This window comes from Microcoleus sp. PH2017_09_SFU_O_A, assembly GCF_020738625.1.
Lineage (GTDB): Bacteria > Cyanobacteriota > Cyanobacteriia > Cyanobacteriales > Microcoleaceae > Microcoleus.
The window spans coordinates 19859-36649 of sequence record NZ_JAEQCF010000036.1; the positions used below are offsets into that span (position 1 = coordinate 19859).

Annotated in this window: 18 protein-coding genes; 12 read left to right on the forward strand and 6 right to left on the reverse strand. The window is 46.1% G+C overall.

The window, feature by feature from the left end; genetic code table 11:
- Nucleotides 1-115: 115 nt before the first annotated feature.
- The 6 genes from JGK16_RS15245 (at nt 116) to JGK16_RS15270 (ending at nt 4013) form a co-directional block, all read left to right on the forward strand.
- Nucleotides 116-1864: an ABC transporter ATP-binding protein gene (locus tag JGK16_RS15245; RefSeq protein WP_293177918.1), complete on the forward strand. Its 1749-nt coding sequence runs from the start codon at nt 116-118 to the stop codon at nt 1862-1864.
- A gap of 177 nt (nt 1865-2041) precedes the next feature.
- On the forward strand, nt 2042-2701 hold the full coding sequence (locus JGK16_RS15250) for an SGNH/GDSL hydrolase family protein (protein ID WP_293191223.1): 660 nt from the start codon (nt 2042-2044) through the stop codon (nt 2699-2701).
- A gap of 94 nt (nt 2702-2795) precedes the next feature.
- Nucleotides 2796-3215 carry an MAPEG family protein gene (locus JGK16_RS15255; protein WP_293177912.1) on the forward strand — a complete coding sequence of 140 codons (420 nt, stop codon included), beginning with the start codon at nt 2796-2798 and terminating at the stop codon, nt 3213-3215.
- Between the two features lie 74 nt (nt 3216-3289).
- On the forward strand, nt 3290-3472 hold the full coding sequence (locus tag JGK16_RS15260; RefSeq protein WP_293177909.1) for a hypothetical protein: 183 nt from the start codon (nt 3290-3292) through the stop codon (nt 3470-3472).
- Complete coding sequence (locus tag JGK16_RS15265) at nt 3441-3806, forward strand: hypothetical protein (protein ID WP_293177906.1); 366 nt, start codon at nt 3441-3443, stop codon at nt 3804-3806. Before JGK16_RS15260 ends, JGK16_RS15265 begins: the two co-directional genes overlap by 32 nt.
- A 51-nt stretch (nt 3807-3857) precedes the next feature.
- Entirely contained in the window at nt 3858-4013 is a 156-nt protein-coding gene (locus tag JGK16_RS15270; RefSeq protein WP_293177903.1) for a hypothetical protein, read from the forward strand.
- Nucleotides 4014-4095: 82 nt separating this feature from the next.
- On the opposite strand, the gene murD is transcribed toward JGK16_RS15270, so the two are convergent.
- Both murD and glyS read right to left on the reverse strand, forming a co-directional pair.
- Entirely contained in the window at nt 4096-5448 is a 1353-nt protein-coding gene (murD, locus tag JGK16_RS15275; RefSeq protein WP_293191221.1) for a UDP-N-acetylmuramoyl-L-alanine--D-glutamate ligase, read from the reverse strand.
- A gap of 297 nt (nt 5449-5745) precedes the next feature.
- Nucleotides 5746-8127 carry a glycine--tRNA ligase subunit beta gene (gene glyS, locus JGK16_RS15280; protein WP_293191218.1) on the reverse strand — a complete coding sequence of 794 codons (2382 nt, stop codon included), beginning with the start codon at nt 8125-8127 and terminating at the stop codon, nt 5746-5748.
- 132 nt (nt 8128-8259) lie between these two features.
- Between glyS and JGK16_RS15285 the strand changes: the two genes are divergently transcribed.
- From JGK16_RS15285 to JGK16_RS15295, 3 genes are all read left to right on the forward strand, one after another.
- Nucleotides 8260-9438 (forward strand): HetZ-related protein 2, encoded by a 1179-nt coding sequence (locus JGK16_RS15285; RefSeq protein ID WP_293191216.1) that lies wholly within the window; start codon nt 8260-8262, stop codon nt 9436-9438.
- 52 nt (nt 9439-9490) lie between these two features.
- Complete coding sequence (locus tag JGK16_RS15290) at nt 9491-9664, forward strand: hypothetical protein (protein WP_293191214.1); 174 nt, start codon at nt 9491-9493, stop codon at nt 9662-9664.
- 527 nt (nt 9665-10191) lie between these two features.
- On the forward strand, nt 10192-11277 hold the full coding sequence (locus JGK16_RS15295; protein WP_293177889.1) for a hypothetical protein: 1086 nt from the start codon (nt 10192-10194) through the stop codon (nt 11275-11277).
- Between the two features lie 170 nt (nt 11278-11447).
- Here JGK16_RS15295 and JGK16_RS15300 read toward each other — a convergent pair whose 3' ends face one another.
- From JGK16_RS15300 to trpB, 4 genes are all read right to left on the reverse strand, one after another.
- A complete protein-coding gene (locus tag JGK16_RS15300) occupies nt 11448-12086 on the reverse strand; it encodes a ribonuclease D (protein ID WP_293177886.1) in 639 nt (212 codons plus the stop codon).
- The gene (locus JGK16_RS15305; protein WP_293177883.1) at nt 12040-12255 is read right to left on the reverse strand and encodes a hypothetical protein; all 216 of its coding nucleotides are present in this window, start codon (nt 12253-12255) and stop codon (nt 12040-12042) included. Before JGK16_RS15305 ends, JGK16_RS15300 begins: the two co-directional genes overlap by 47 nt.
- Nucleotides 12239-12652 carry a CAP domain-containing protein gene (locus tag JGK16_RS15310; protein WP_293191212.1) on the reverse strand — a complete coding sequence of 138 codons (414 nt, stop codon included), beginning with the start codon at nt 12650-12652 and terminating at the stop codon, nt 12239-12241. Before JGK16_RS15310 ends, JGK16_RS15305 begins: the two co-directional genes overlap by 17 nt.
- Nucleotides 12653-12944: 292 nt before the next feature.
- Nucleotides 12945-14192, reverse strand: a complete 1248-nt coding sequence (trpB, locus tag JGK16_RS15315) for a tryptophan synthase subunit beta (protein ID WP_293177876.1) — start codon at nt 14190-14192, stop codon at nt 12945-12947.
- Between the two features lie 383 nt (nt 14193-14575).
- Between trpB and JGK16_RS15320 the strand changes: the two genes are divergently transcribed.
- From JGK16_RS15320 to JGK16_RS15330, 3 genes are all read left to right on the forward strand, one after another.
- A complete protein-coding gene (locus tag JGK16_RS15320; RefSeq protein ID WP_293177873.1) occupies nt 14576-14968 on the forward strand; it encodes a nuclear transport factor 2 family protein in 393 nt (130 codons plus the stop codon).
- Nucleotides 14969-15170: 202 nt separating this feature from the next.
- Nucleotides 15171-15830 (forward strand): TIGR00266 family protein, encoded by a 660-nt coding sequence (locus JGK16_RS15325; RefSeq protein ID WP_293177870.1) that lies wholly within the window; start codon nt 15171-15173, stop codon nt 15828-15830.
- Nucleotides 15831-15867: 37 nt separating this feature from the next.
- Nucleotides 15868-16548 (forward strand): TIGR00266 family protein, encoded by a 681-nt coding sequence (locus JGK16_RS15330; RefSeq protein WP_293177867.1) that lies wholly within the window; start codon nt 15868-15870, stop codon nt 16546-16548.
- The last annotated feature ends 243 nt before the right edge of the window (nt 16549-16791 follow it).

Genomic DNA, 16791 nt, shown 5'->3' on the forward strand with positions numbered 1-16791 from the left:
ATCGGATATTGGAGTGCCCCCTGTCAACTGTCAACTGTCAACTGCTATACGCATCAACGGTTAAATTCGGTACTAACTGTCAACTGTCAACTGTCAACTGTCAACTGTTATACCTATGGCTCGTTATTCTCGACTGCAAAAACTCATTTCTTATATGCGCCCGCACTGGAAACCGACATTCTGGGGCGTTTTTTCCTTATTAATTGTCAATGCTGTGGGCGTTTACATTCCCCTACTGATTCGGAATGCAGTTGACACACTCCAAGTGGCGACTAAATTTGACCAAGTTTTCAACTACGTGATACTGATTCTCGTACTAGCTTCAATCATGTGGGGAATTCGGATGGCATCGCGGATTCTGCTGTTTGGCGTCGGGCGTCAAGTAGAATTTGACCTCAAACAGCAAATATTTAATCATTTATTAACATTAGAACCGTCTTATTTTGCTGCCAATACTGTAGGGGATTTAATTAATCGCGCTACTTCCGACTTGGACAATATTCGCCGCTTGGTGGGTTTTGCAGTGCTGAGTTTGGCGAATACAGCCTTTGCTTATGCTTTGACTTTGCCGGTGATGCTGGGGATTAATGTACGGCTGACGCTGTTGGCGATCGCAGTTTATCCATTAATGCTAGTTTTGGTACAGTTATTTAGCGACAAACTTCGCATCCAGCAACTAGCAGTCCAAGAAGAACTATCGGCGATGAGCGATTTAATTCAAGAGGATATGAGCGGAATGTCCGTAATTAAAATCTATGCTCAAGAAGAAAACGAACGTCGAGCTTTTCGCGATTGTAACGCCAAGTTGCTATCAGCCAATTTGACATTAGCCCAAACTCGAAACTTTATTTTTCCACTGTTAGGCGGTTTAGCCAGCATCAGTTTGTTGGTACTACTTTCAGCAGGTGGCGGAGCAATTGCTAAGGGCGAAATTAGCATCGGCGATTTTGTGGCATTGCTGATTTATGTCGAGCGTTTGGTATTTCCCACGGCGCTGTTGGGTTTCACCATTACTGCTTACCAGCGCGGAGAAGTCAGTGTCGATCGCATAGAATCAATTTTGACTGTGGAACCGCAAATTAAGGATGCTCCCGATGCAGCGGACTTGCCAACTCCTGTCAAAGGTGAAATAGTCGCTCGCAATTTGAATTATACCTATCCAGGCGCTAAGATACCCGCGCTCAAAGATGTCAATTTTACCATCAAACCGGGCGAAACAGTCTCGATTGTTGGGGCGATCGGTTCTGGCAAATCAACCTTGGCTAATGCCCTGCCGCGCTTGCTGAATATCGATGCGGGTGAGTTGTTTGTAGACGGGCAGGATATTACCGAGGTGAAGTTGAGGGAGTTGCGCGGGGCGATCGCCTACGTGCCCCAAGAAAGCTTTCTGTTCGGTACTACCATCAAGAATAACATCCGCTACGGCAATCCTTTAGCAGAAGAACCCCAGATTGAAGCAGCCGCCAAACAGGCACAAATCCACCCCGAAATCCTCAACTTTCCGCAACAGTACAAAACAGTTGTCGGCGAGCGCGGCATTACCTTATCCGGCGGACAAAGGCAGCGAACAGCACTAGCTAGAGCCTTGTTAGTTGACGCTCCCGTGCTAATTTTAGATGACGCTCTTTCCAGCGTGGACAATCAAACTGCTACCGATATTTTGCAGAACTTGGCAACCGGAACCGATCGCAAAACCGTAATTTTCATCTCGCACCAAATGTCAGCAGCCGCGAGTGCCGATCGCATATTCGTCATGGAAAAGGGAGAAATAGTGCAAAGCGGCACTCACGCAGAATTGGTAAAGGAAACAGGGCTTTATCAGTATTTGTGGAACCAGCAAAAACTAGAAGAATTGCTGCATTGACAGGTTCGTAGTGAGGACTTTAGTCCTTCTTCATCCAGGTTCGTAGTGAGGACTTTAGTCCTTCTTCATCCAGGTTCGTAGTGAGGACTTTAGTCCTTCTTCAGACAAAGGGAAAAGGACTGAAGTCCTCACTACAAACTGAAGCGTAGTTAACTTAGTTATTCATCAAAAATTGTCGTGGAAAATCAAAATCCCGATCCTTCAAGCCTCTCCAGCAACACTGATTCACCGGGAAATAGTCCCATCAAAATCATGCCCCTAGGCGACTCAATTACCGATGGATACTTCGTACCAGGAGGATATCGCATCGACTTACAGCCTGCAATGGAGAATCGAGGCTATGCTATTGAGTTTGTCGGTTCCCTAAGCAATGGCCCCGATACCCTACTCTCTCAGCATCACGAGGGACATTCCGGTTGGCTGATCGAAGAAATTTGCGATCGGGTTGTGGAGTGGCTGCAAACCTTCCAACCCGATATTATTTTGCTCCTCATCGGCACCAATAATATCGGACAATGGTATCAAGTACAAACTGCAAGCTATCGCCTCAACCAATTAATCGATCGCATTTTTCAAACTGCACCCAATGTTAAACTCTTTGTCGCTGCAATTCCGCCAATGTCTGAACCCACCTTAAACCAGCGAGTTAAACTATACAATCAAAACAGCGAGGAGTTAGTCAAGGAAAAACAACAAGCAGGGAAGCCCATAGATTTTGTTGATTTATATAATATCCTCAGCCTTGACGATCTCCCCGATGGCGTTCATCCCAACCGAGAAGGATTTCGGAAAATTGCTGGTGCTCTTGAAGCTTGTCTGTCAGCGCACCTAAGTTAACAAATTCCTCGTCTGCGATTCCACGCAGTCTACAATCGTCGTCAAGAAAAATAGTATAATGAATATATCTAGTCCACCCCAATAATCCCCAATCATGCTCGCAGAAGCAAACGCCACACTCTGGCCTAGTCTAATAACTGTTTCAGCATTAATTCTATACTTCGTTGTTACCATCAACGTTGGCAGAGCCAGATTCAAATACAAAGTTTCTCCCCCGCAGATGACAGGAAACCCGGACTTTGAACGAGTAGTGCGAGTTCAGCAAAATACCCTAGAGCAAATGATTCTATTTTTGCCCTCGCTATGGCTGTTTTCGCAATTTGTCAGCCCAATTTGGGCAGCCGGTATCGGTGCAGTTTGGATAGTTGGACGCATTTTGTTTGCTTGGGGTTATTACCAAGCGGCGGAAAAACGAGCCGCAGGATTTGGTATTAGTACCTTAGCTACTTTAACTTTGCTTGGCGGTTCATTGATTGGCATCATCATGTCGCTGGTAAAAGTTTCACAGCTATAACTAATATTAGTAGGGTGCAGCATCAGCACCTTACGACGCAAATACAACTCTTTCAATTACCTTCACGAGTCAATATGTCTGAAACTAACAAACCTGTATTTCAAATTAACCAGCAACTTTTTCAACAGCTTACCGAGTGGCAAGAAAAACTCGCACTAGAAGATGAATTAGCCAGCGAGTCAGAAGACGAGAAACCAATAGAGGTAAAAAGTCCTCCCGATAGTGATGAACAGCATTCTCAAACCAATAATTCCTAGCTTGTGGCTGGCAGTATTCTTTTTTGTATTTCCGGCTGCTGTCTCCGCTCAATCGCTGACAATTAACCCAATTCAACAAGTTAATAGCGGTTTATTTCGTTCTAACTCTCAAGATTTCTTCGAGCAAGGAAATCGCCAACTGGAACGGGAAATCGCAGCTTTGTTGGGAAAAACTGCCACTTCCGAAGGCAAGATTCTGGAGATTGATGAAAAATTGCGCTCTCAGCTTTGTCGGGAAGATTTTTTAATCTCCTCGCGGTATCATGATACAATCAGTGCTGCTGAGATTGCCAGTTTTCAGCCAAAATTAAATGAGATTTGCAGGCAGAAATAAAGTCAAAGTGAGGTCAAGATTAAAGTTTTAGCGTTAATGGATAAAGAAGTAATGACTAAATTGAAACTAGCGCTGCTGGAAGCGAAAACGGTGGCTCAGTTGGCTGCGATTATTATTGATTACACTCATGAGGAAATGATGCTAGTTTTTGATGAGCTGGAATGGGAACAGCAGGCAAAAATTAAGGATATTTGGAAGAGTGTTTGAGGGATGGCCTGTTTATAAAGTTGTAGGTTCCAGCACCGGACACGGCATTGCCGTGTCCCTGCGGATATCGCGTAATGCAGCCCTACTTTTTGGGAAGCGATTCGAGACACAATTGACGGAAATGATCGCCGCGTTGCTCGAAGCTTTGGTATTGATCGAAGCTGGCGCAAGCTGGCGAAAGCAGTACGACTTTAGCTTTGTTTTGTTTGCCTAATTCTGCGGCTCTGGGAATGGCTCTTTCCATTGTTTCGACGATTTCCCAAGCGTTATAATCTGCTTGTTCTAGCCGATCGCTAAAAAGGCCCGCTGCATCCCCAATTAACAGCACTGCAACAGCCTTCGCCTTGATTGTATCAATCCAAGCGTTATCATCGCCCTCTTTGGGATCGCCGCCCGCAATCAAAATCGCCGGCGCGCTGACAGCAGCTAACCCAACTTCCGCCGCATCATAATTAGTCGCTTTGCTGTCGTTGATGAAATCTATGCCTTCCCAGGTGCGGATGTGTTCGAGGCGGTGCGCCACTCCGGGGAATTTCGCGATCGCCCGGGCGATCGCACTTTTATCTATCCCCGCCAAATTAGCAGCCGCCACCGCCATCAACAAATTTTGCAAATTGTGTTCGCCCACCATCCGCAAAGACTCAGCAGGCAAAATTTTATCACCTTGAGCGATTACCCAACCGTCTTCGATGTACGCTCCAAAAGCGTGTTTTCCCAACAAATCTTTTTCACCTTTGACACTCGTCCAACACGCATCCGGCCAAATGTCAACTCCTTGCTGCCGCAAACCAGGATCGTCACCGTTGATGATTTGCAATTCCGAATTTTTTAGCAAATGGGCTTTAATGTTGTAGTAATTTTCTAAAGTTTTGTGGCGGCTGAGGTGATCCGGCGTCAAAGTCGTCAAAACTCCGATGCGCGGCGCTACCGACGGCGATGATTCTATCTGATAGCTGCTGATTTCTGCGATTACCCAATCCGGCGGTTTCTCGGAAGCAGCTAATTCGCACGCAGCATAACCAATGTTGCCACAAGCGGGAGCATGAAGCCCTGCTTCGGCAAAAATCGCAGCAATTAAAGCAGTAGTTGTAGTTTTGCCGTTAGTACCAGTAATTGCTACCCAAGGAGATTTGAGATAGCGCCATGCGAGAGCCATTTCTCCGATTGTTTCAATTCCCAATTCTCGGGCGCGTACTAATGCTGGAATATCCCAGGGAACGCCCGGACTTACTACTACTAATTCTATGGATTTGTCAGGTTCAAAAGATTTACCTAATTCTAGGTTGATGCCTTCGTTAGCTAGTTCCTGTTGTTGTTCGAGCAAGTTTGGGGCCGATGAGCGATCGCTCAGCGTTACTTCCCATCCTTCGCGTTTGAGCAGTCTGGCGGCGGCAATCCCTGATTTTCCTAATCCAATTATATGAGCGATCGGCATACGTTATGTGTGTGATGGAGCGAATTTCCCTGGTTTTCTAAGTTTATATCTTAACCTTGCATGAATTTTTGCCTATTGGCCATTATGCTTAATTTACGAAAAAAGGTATGTTGTTGCGCTTAAGCGCTCTTATTTATATAGATGAAAGAGCGCTGAAGCGCAACTACGTACCTCGTCTAAAATCGATTGACGATCGCCCTAAAGTCAGCCAACACCCGCTATATAAGAAAGAGCGCTGAAGCGCAACAACGTACCTTTATGTATGAAAGAGCGCTGAAGCGCAACTACGTACCTCGTCTAAAATCGATTGACGATCGCCCCAAAGTCAGCCAACACCCGCGCGTGATTCCGCAACAAACCCAGTAAATTCAAGCGATTGCGCTTAATTTCCGGGTCAGAATCCATCACCAAAACGCTTTCTGGCCCGTCAAAAAAGCTGCTCACAGCCGGAGCAATCTCCGTCAAACTATCTACCAACTGTTGGTAATTGCGAGTTTGCTTCGATAGCAGCGTTTGCGGCACTAACTGCACCACAGCATCGTAAAAAGCTTGTTCGGAAGACTTTTGAAATAACTCGGGTTTCACCGCCGTTTTCGGTTCCAATTCTACCTTATCCAAATCACCTTGAGCCGCCAAACGAGTCGAACGGTTGACTGTTTCGTAAATCAGATCCAAAGTCTTGTCATTGCGGATTTGTTGCAGGAAAATTGCTCTTTCCAGCGCGTCCAACAAATCTCTCAATGCTCGTTCAGTATATTCTGGGTCGTTTTCTCCCAAAACTGCATTCACCAAATCATAATCTACATTCTTTTCTTCTTGCAGCAAAGTGCGAATTCTTTGCAGGAAAAACTCGTATAATTGCGATAGCAACTCCGCCGATGTTTGGGGGCGCACCGCGGTAAATTCTGCGACAACTTCTGCAAGTAGTTGGTGCAAATTGATTGGCAACTGAGCCGCCCAAATAATGTTAGTTATTGCATTGGCGGCGCGGCGCAGGGCGAAGGGATCGGAGGAACCAGTCGGCAGCATTCCTAAGCCGAAGATGCTGACTAATGTATCTAATTTGTCAGCGATTGCGACAACTTGACCTGTGAGAGTTTGCGGCAAATTATCGCCCGCACCTTTGGGCAAATAATGCTCGAAAATTCCTGTTGCTACGGCTTCCGGTTCGCCGCAAGCTAAGGCGTATTTCTGCCCCATAATTCCTTGCATTTCGGGAAATTCGTAAACCATTTGGGTTACAAGGTCGGCTTTGCAAAGCAATGCTGCTCTTTCTATGTAAGCTTGTTCTGCGGCGGTGATTTGCAGTTGCTTGGTGATGAGAGAGGCAATCTTGCACAGTCGATCGACCTTGGCGCGCACTGTACCCAAATCTTCCTGGAAAGTGACCGTCTCCAACTTTGGCAAATAATCCTCTAGAGGCTTTACCAAGTCTGCTTTGTAGAAAAACTGACCGTCTGCCAATCTCGCCCGCACGACTCGCTCGTTACCTGCGGCAATAATCGCCGATTTTGCCGGATCGCCGTTGGAAATTGTAATGAAATAGGGTAGGAGTTCGGGGAATTCTGGGCTTTTGAGAATTGGAAAATAGCGCTGGTTGGTGACGATAATTGTGGTGATTACTTCCGGCGGTAACATCAAAAAACCGTCGTCAAATTTGCCGACTACGGCGTTGGGCCATTCTACTAAGTCGGTAACTTCTTCTAACAAATCTTCGGTAATGTCGGCGTAACCGCCTTGTTTGGTGGCGGCGGCTTCTACTTGTGCTTTAATTTGAGTTTTGCGCTGTTGTCGATCGACTTCCACGCCAGCAGCCCGCAGACACTCGACATAATCCTCGGCTTGCGGAATCGAGACCCCCCCCATCTCCGGTGTAGGGGGGGTGTGCAACACCCGATGTCCTTGGGAAATGCGATCGCTCTTGACGGTATCTGAACCGCTGACCAATGCGATCGGCAGTACAGTATCATCAAACAGCGCTACGATCGATCGAATCGGGCGCGGAAACTTCAAATCTCCGTCAGCCCACCGCATAAATCTTTTGCCTTCTAACTTGTTAATCCACTGCGGCACAAGTTCGACCAAAATATCCGCCGTCATCCGCCCCGGAATCTGTTTGAGAACAAACACAAAATCGCCTTTATCGGTAGCGCGAACTTCCAAAGCATCGATTTCTACGCCTTGTTTTTTCGCAAAACCTTCGGCTGCTTTCGTCGGTTTGCCATCTTTAAAAGCCGAACTTGCGGGCGGCCCTTTTACCTCTTCTTCTCTGTCTAATTGCTTGAGTGGCAGTCCTTTAACAAGAACGGCCAAACGCCTCGGAGTTGCGTATACATTAATTGATTCATTTGTCAAAGATTGTTCTGCCAGAGTTGCAGGTACGAGTTCCTGCCACTGTTGGACGCTGCCTGCGACAAAAGATGCGGGCAATTCTTCGGTGCCGAGTTCTAATAAAAAGTTAGGCATATAGAAATTGTGAAGTGAGGGAGCTACGGATTGGTAATGGGTAATGGGTAATTGGTAATTGGTAATCGGTAATTGGTAATCGGTAATCGGTAATCGGTAATTGGTAATTGGTAATTGGTAATTGGTAATTGGTAATTGGTAATTGGCTGGTGAGTGCGTTAGTTGACCTAAAATTTTTACATAACAAAGTTTGGTGTTTTTGTCAAGAGGCAATTCATCTCCCGATTCGATCGTTACAAAAGTTATGGATCGGCCGTCAAAATAGCCTGGAATTGCGATCGCGATAATAACATCACAGAATTATTTTACCGGTCACAGGTCTGATTAGAGCTAAAAAACACTCAAATGATCAGCATAGCACTTAAAATCGGGGGTGAAAGATATTCTCAGCAGCTCATGACCTTGGCGGAAAGACTAGCAGAAGATTGGAAGTCGCGACTCGAACAAGATTGCCCCGACGAGAGCTCTAGCACTCGCGAGAGTGTTGTTCGCTGGCTGTTGGGAGACAAGCCAGAAAGATTTGACACTCTAAATCCGACTCAACTCGCTGTCGCTTCTGGGGCGATCGACTTTTTATATCGAATTTTGCAGCAGCGGTATCTGGGAGTAGCGCCAGAAAGAGCTTACCGCAACTTGATCGGGCGCCTGGGCGGCTTGGTGGTGCTCCGGCAAAAAATCCAAGCGTGGGTTTCATTGAGTCGCGACAGACAGCGCAGTGCGGTAGAGGTACTGCAAGAAGTGATTCAGGAAATGCTGAATTCCGATCGCTACCTCCAGCAGCAAGTCGCCTGGATTGCCGAATGCACAACAGATAAGCGCTTGCGAAATGCTTTGCTGCTAGCGAGCACAGAAGAATACTGCTTGCGGCCGATCCGCAACCAGCCGCTGCTGGTGTACCGCTTCGTCAACTACCTGCGGCGTTCCCAGCGGGGCGGGTTGACGCAAGTCCCGGCGGGAGATTGGGTGCGGCTGGTGTCGGAACAGGTTCTGCCTGACGATACAGACGAACCGCTCAGCTTGCTAGACGAACAGGCGATGTCGGATTATCGAGAACATCAAGCTTGGGAAGAACGGCAAACTCAGCGGCAGATTGTCCAACAAGAATTTGAGAATTACTTGACTGCTGAAGTCGATCCGCTGGCTTCGCGATGGCTGCGGCTTTACCTGCAAGGCCGTTCCCAAGAGGCAATTGCTGAGGATTTGAAGGTGCCAGTCAAACAAATTTACCGCTTGCGAGAAAAAGTCAGTTACCACGCGATTCGGGTGTTTGCAGTCAAACAAGCACCAGAATTAGTCGCTAACTGGCTGGAAATTTCGCTCAAAGAACACAGTTTGGGCTTGACTCCCGCCCAGTGGCAGCAATATTTACAAGATCTCACGCCGGTGCAGCGACAGTTGATAGAATCGCTCAAAGCAGGGAAAAGTGTAGAGACGATCGCCTCTGAATTAAAGTTAAAAACCAATCAAGTCATCGGCGAGTGGAGCAAACTCTATTTAGCTGCTCAATCCCTCCGAAACGAGTAGATTGGTAATGAGTGGCGGGCGAAGCGTAGCGGAGGGAATTGCTAATTGTTAATTGGCGGTAGGAATTTTCCGAATTCGCGCTACAAATCAATTCCCGAACAGCCAGATTTGCTGCGAGTTTCCCCGTGGAAACCGCGATCGATCGTTCGATCGCAACTGCTACCGCGATCCCGGCAAAAAGGATACTGTACGATCTACACTCACGATCGTCGAGCCCCAAATTTGAGACCAAAGATCCAGCTTCCAGATTTATATAGAGGAGTTAATCTAAAATCTAAAATCGTTCGACGCGATCGAAGCCGTCGAAGTCTAAAATCTAAAATCTAAAATCGGCTCGCGATCGGGGATGCTCACCGTGAACTTTGTGGAGTAAGATATTAGTAGGACGATCGAATGAATCAGGATTTTTGAACCAATCCTCAATTCAGCAGTTACCTGTCAATCATCGGTTGTGGTGTATCTCTCAAACTTGGGCATTCAGACACAATTTTATCTTTGCCAGCCGCGGGAATCAATCTGGGGCGATAGATGATATTTCGTCGATAGTGCGCCCGCCATTATCTAGCTGTCAATCCTTCTGTATAATTTGAGACTGGAATACAGCACGGGGAAAATTCTGAGATTCAAGATTTTTCTTTCATCAAATCTTCCGGTTTTCATGCGAATACCTCCGTCAGGGAAGTTGCAGAGTTTAATTGTATAAATCAGGTTGGCGTGGCGCGATCGATCGCGCTTCCGACTACAGAGAAGCTAATGGTACATACATCTTCAACAGACTCGGCGACTACAATGGACTCCGATCGAATATTTCAACTAATCGATACAGTTGTTCCCTTTGAAGCTTGCCTTTACTATCAAGTTTTGCCTTTATCTCTAGAAGGCAATCTATTTAAATTGGGCGTAGTCGATGTGCAAGATGACTCCGCTTTGGACTACGTGCAGCGGATTTTAGCATACATGAATTGCTCGGTGACAACGGAGCAAATTGCCCCGGAAACTCAGCGTTCGATGCTCTCAGCTTACTTGCTCCACGGGAACCAAGTCAGAGAACCCAGCCTGACAGAAACCACACCAGCCCCAACACCGATACCAGCCCCAACACCAATAAATCCCGCACCAACAACATCAAGCTCCGAAGCAGACACCCTGCTGTCTGTACCCGAACCCTCCATTCGGGTTCCCGATCGGTTGAAACCTCCCGATGCTGAGGTTTTGCTGACGCCGACAGAACTTTCGGTTTTGGATGTCGAGGCCGTGCACTTGTCAAGCCCCGTCGAAGTTTTGGCAACTTTACCCGCGCCCCAACTGCTGCAAGAATTGCTCGGTAGAGTGCTCGTAGACGGTATCGGTAGGCTGTTTTTTGAGAGACACCAGTCCCAAGGTAGGATTCTTTGGAGTCAAGACGGCGTTTTGAAATCGATCCTCGAAGGTCTCTCTCCCTTCCTGTTTCAAGAAGTCATCGACGAGTTGAAACGGCTGACAGATATGCCTGTTTCCCCGGTGGAACATCCCAAACAAGTCGAAGTAGAACGCATCTATGGAAAAACTCATTTGCTGTTGCGCTTGCGAGTAATGCCCGTGGGTGGCAAGGAAGAAGCAACGCTGCAAGTCTTGCGGGGAGCAGCTTTGAGGTTTTACCAGCAGCAGCAATTGTCTACTCTGAGTCGAGATGCACTGCAACTGGCCAAAGAATTGCAGCGGAAAGTGAATCAAATTCGCGATCGCACTCGGCTTTCTCCTTTACCTTTGGAAGGTTTACCCGCTTTGGAACAAGTTGTCAGAAATGTTGACGACCAACTTGAAGCTTTGATGCAGGAACAGAATCCCGAGGATTTCTAATTAGAAATAGTTGTAAGTTTTGAACTTTCTTTAACTCAAATCTAGCCCGATCAAATAAATAATAATAATTAGGTTCGTAGTGAGGACTTTAGTCCTTCCTTATCCAAAATCTGAAGAAGGACTCGCATTCCTCACTACAAACCTTTGTGAGTGCAGTTGTGCGATCGCACCTAAGATGAACCGTGCTCGAAAATCTTATCGTACTGCAACAAATCCAAACTTACAAAAACTGGCAAACACCCAAAACATTGCTGTGCAACTTCCCAGCGTTCCTCTCGCTGCAACATAGCAGTCAACTTTTGTTTAGCGCCCAGCAAATATCGGACATCGTTAGCAGCGTAGCTCAATTGGTCATCAGAAAGATGCTCGGAATTTCCCCAATCCGAACTTTGAGAAGTTTTATTGAGTTCTACTTTTTCCAACTCTTGGATTAACTCTTTAAGTCCGTGTCTGTTAGTATAAGTTCTGGCTAACTTGCTAGCTATTTTTGTGCAGAAAACAGGTGCAATGTCAATACTTAAATTGTAACGCATTGTTGCCAGATCGAAGCGCGCAAAGTGAAATACCTTCTCAATATTTTCAGCTTCCATGAGCTTTTTCAAATTTGGCGCCGCCGTCTGGCCTTTAGCAATCCGCACCGCCGCCACTTTACCTTGCGGATCGCACAACTGCACCAAACACAGGCGATCGCGCCAGGGCATCAAACCCATCGTTTCCGTATCAACGGCGATCGCCTCCGCCGTCAAATAATAAGATAGCAGATCATCGGAGATATCGCGATCGCACACTTGAAAATCTGGAAATTCCATTCTTGGTTATTGGTAATCGGTAATTGGTAATCGGTAATTGGTAATCGGGCATCGGTAATCGGTAATCGGGCATCGGTAATCGGGAATCGATAATTAATCTTTCCTTCTTTCCTCTTCCTTCTTCCTTCTTCCTTCTTCCTTCTTCCTTCTTCTTATCGACTACGGACAAAAAGCTGAGTAAAATAATACTCCCCTTTGGCATTTTTGGCAATCGCAATACCAGTCAAATTAAATTGACTCTCGATATTCTTGCGGTGGCCCTCACTTTTAATCCAACCCTCAACAGCATTGCCAACCGGGTCGCTGTAGCCAAAATTGTAAGCAACATTTTCAGCTACACTTTGATAGGGAACAGTAATTGCTTTCGCCCGCCCTTCAAATCCATCGTGGCTAAATTTAACTTTCCCACTCGCCATATTTTCGCTGTGAATTCTGGCTATCTGACTAATTCGCGGATCGACAGTCAGCGGCGGCAACTTTTTCGAGGCTCGATATTGATTGATCTGTTGGTTAACAGCTTTTTCTAACTCAGCAATTGAACTCGTAGCAGCAATATTAGTATTCATGGAAGTTTCTGGGAGCGATTGTGTAGGAATGAGTTGAGTACAATTAGGTAGGATTGCCAGGAATCCTAGAGACATTAAAATCAAAGGTTTGTACATGAACTATTAAAGATAAAGAAGACCGGGCGGTTGAAACCGCGGCTACACAGACAAAACCCGCCTCCGCGGGTTGAAGAACGGATGATGAAAATTACGTTATCTTCTAAGTCGGCGGAGGCGGACATCATTTATATAGACGCGGTTGAAACCGCCGTCTGACCATTCCTACAGGGCGATCGCCCGAAATTCCGGTAAACTAGATATTCAGAACCTTCGCCACAGTGTTCACATCTTTGTCACCCCGTCCCGAACAGTTGAGGACAATGCGCGGACTGCCAGTTAACTGCGGACAGAGAGTTTCCAAATAGGCGATCGCGTGAGCAGTTTCCAAAGCCGGAATAATCCCCTCCAACTGCGACAACCGTTGAAAAGCATCCAAAGCTTGCTGATCGGTTACACTGTAATATTCAGCCCGGCCAGCATCCTTCAAATAACTGTGTTCCGGCCCCACACCAGGATAATCCAAACCCGCACTAATCGAATGCGGCTCGATGACTTGACCCTCATTATCCTGCAACAAATAACTCATAGCCCCGTGCAGAACACCCACAGTTCCCTTAGTCAAAGTAGCAGCGTGTTTATCCGTATCCACACCTTCTCCCGCCGCTTCAACACCAATTAACCGCACAGTTTCTTCCCCAACAAACTCATGAAAAAGACCCATAGCATTAGAACCGCCGCCCACACAAGCTAATAAGATATCTGGCAAACCATTCCATTTTTCTAGACACTGACTGCGAGTTTCTTGACCGATAATTGCATGGAAATCGCGCACCATCATCGGGTAAGGATGCGGCCCCGCCACCGAACCAAGAATATAATGAGTTGTTTCAACATTTGTCACCCAATCGCGAATCGCTTCAGAAGTCGCATCTTTCAGCGTTCCCGTACCCGCCGCCACGGGTCGCACTTCAGCACCCATCAAGCGCATTCTAAACACATTTAAAGCCTGTCTTTCCATGTCATGAACGCCCATGTAGACAACGCATTCTAAACCGAAACGAGCGCAAACAGTGGCAGTAGCAACGCCATGTTGGCCAGCACCAGTTTCAGCAATTACGCGCTTTTTACCCATGCGTTTTGCGAGCAATGCTTGAGCCAAAGCATTATTGATTTTGTGAGCACCAGTGTGGTTTAAATCTTCGCGTTTGAGGTAAATTTGGGCGCCAGTGCCGTCTGGTTTAGCATAATGCTCCGTGAGGCGTTCGGCGAAATACAATGGGCTGGGGCGGCCGACATAATCCTTAAGTAATCCTTGGAGTTGCTGTTGAAATTCCGGTTCGCTGCGGTATTTGTGGAAAGCCGCTTCAAGCTCAAATAAAGCCGGCATCAGGGTTTCGGGGACGTATTTGCCACCGAATTTGCCGAATCTACCGAGGGAGTCGGGGCGTTGGGCGGTGGTTTCGGTGGTTTCTGTGGTGAGACGCAGGGGTGTGACAGTCACGGACTTTGTGGGGATAAGGGGACAGATTTTATTATATCTAGTCGATGTGGCGGGGCGGTGGGCGATCGGGTAATTTTGCGAGGGCTGCCAAAAATCGCTAGGATGGCGGAAGTTCGTCGGAGCCTTCGAGATATTGCCCTGTAAGGGTTTCAGGGATTTTTTCTGTAGATGAGAGGTTGTTTGTACAGAGATTTTTGGGAGTCCTCGCAAATAGCCTCTGGACACGTTGCGCTGTATGGGGTTTATAATCGAGGGATCCCCACTCGCTGGGGAAACTAATTGAATGGAAACTAGAATCTCCCGACCTTTACTTTTGGTAGGTTGACGTGTTCCCGCTCGCTGGGGAAACTAATTGAATGGAAACTTCGTAATGGTGAACAATTATGAATTCAAATCAGCAGTTTCTGCAAAATTTATACGATGCTTTTAACAAACGCGAAATTGAAACAATCATCTCGTTGATGCGCCCAGACGTGAAATGGGCGAACGGAGTGGAAGGCGGTTTCGTTTATGGACGCGATGCGGTGCGCGAATATTGGACAAATCAATTTAAGGATATTCAACCGGAGCTTGAAACGTTAAAATTCGAGACTGACGAAAACAATCGGAACATTGTCACCGTTCATCAAATTATTAAAGATTTGCAATGCAATGTGCTTGCGGATGCAACAATTCATCAAATCTTTACCATTGAGGATGGTCTGATTTGTCTTTATGAAATTGGCGAAACCGAAACAATAGAGGAGATGATTCAAAAGACAAAAAGTTCCAACTAGCAATGATGTCCTTGGGCGGGGGCGGGTTTTACAAATAATATTTAATACCAACAAACAATCTACATAAACCCGCCCCCTTATGCAATATGTTAAAATTATTGAAGAACGCAACAGTTGGCTCATTCAATCGTAGTAAACTAAAAGCGTAGACCTACAATTCTCACTTCCTTTAGTTATTGTTACACAACAGGAAACCAAAATCGTGGATATCGACATTCGTTATAAACCTTCCTTTGCCACAATTTTTCTTACACTCGAACCTGGAGAAAGCATTATTGCTGAATCAGGAGCGATGATAGCAATGGATGCAGCACTCACAATGAAAACAGAATTTAATGGAGGTTTTTTGTCAGGTGTATTGAAAAAGTTTTTTGGTGGTGAATCGCTGTTCGTCAATCGATTTATCAATCCAACACGGCAGTCTCTCCAAGTCGTTCTTTCTCAATCTACAATCGGAGATATTGCCGAAGCTCAAGTCTATGAAAATAACCTCTGTTTTCAACCCGGTGCTTATATTGCCAGTACCCCCGATATCAAATTAGGCGTGCGCTGGGCTGGATTTGCCAGTTGGTTTTCGGGAGAAGGCTTATTTAAATTGCAAGCCAGCGGACAGGGAACAGTATTTTTTGGTGCCTATGGTGGTTTGACTAGCAAGCAAATCAATGGTGACTTCATTGTCGATACAGGGCATTTAGTAGCTTACGAATCGGGAATGAAAATGTCGATAAAAATGGCAGGCGGATTATTAGGTTCGATTACATCCGGGGAAGGGTTTGTGAATAAAGTGACGGGTAAAGGAACAATTTACTTGCAATCCAGAAGTATCGATGGTTTGGTGCAATTTTTATCAAGTAAAGTTTGACTTGCGAGCGAATATATCCATTACCTAGTACCTACTTATGAAAATTGAACTTTTACAACAACCCGACAGCACGATCGCCCGAATCACTCTAAATGCCGGTGAAGAAATCGTTGCTGAGGCAGGTGCAATGGTGGCGATGAGTGGCAATCTACAAGCAAGTACGACATTGCGCCAAGGCAAAGGTGGCGGTATTTTCGGCGGACTCAAACGCATGATTGCCGGAGAGTCGCTATTTTTAAGTGTATTTCGATCGCCAACACCGGAAAATACCTTGTTTTTAGCACCCAAAATGTTGGGCGATATGCTGCACTATCAAATGGGCAAAAGTGGCTTAGTAGTACAAGCAGGTTCTTATTTAGCTAGCACACCAGATGTTAATATTGACTTGGGTTTTCAAGGCTTCAAATCGATGTTTTCTGGAGAAAGTATTTTCTGGCTAGATATGGGGGGTCAAGGAGATGTACTATTGAGTTCCTTCGGCGCAATTTACGAAGTTCCAGTCAAAGGAGAATACATTGTTGATACAGGTCATATTGTCGCCTTTGAGAAAAGTTTAAAGTTTGAAATTACTAAGCCCCCAGGAAGTAGTTGGGTGAGTGCATTTCTCGGTGGAGAAGGTTTAGTTTGTCGATTTAAAGGTAACGGTCGCCTGTTCTGTCAAACCCACAATACCACAGCATTCGGTCAAGCCGTCGGCAATCGTTTACCTCCCAGGTAGCAAGCGTGGAGACTCGCGATATGCAAAACATAAACGGAGATTGCTTTCATAAAAGGGTGCATCTGGTTTTTGAAGAGGGCGAAGCATGACCGCATATAAGTTATTAATTATAATTTCATATTGATTGCGGTCATGCTTCGCCCCTACAGACATATTTGCCAAACTGAAATACACCCTCATAAAACATCGCATTCATGTAAAGTGTTCCTCGCAACGATCATTCTAACTGAACGTTATTGAGCT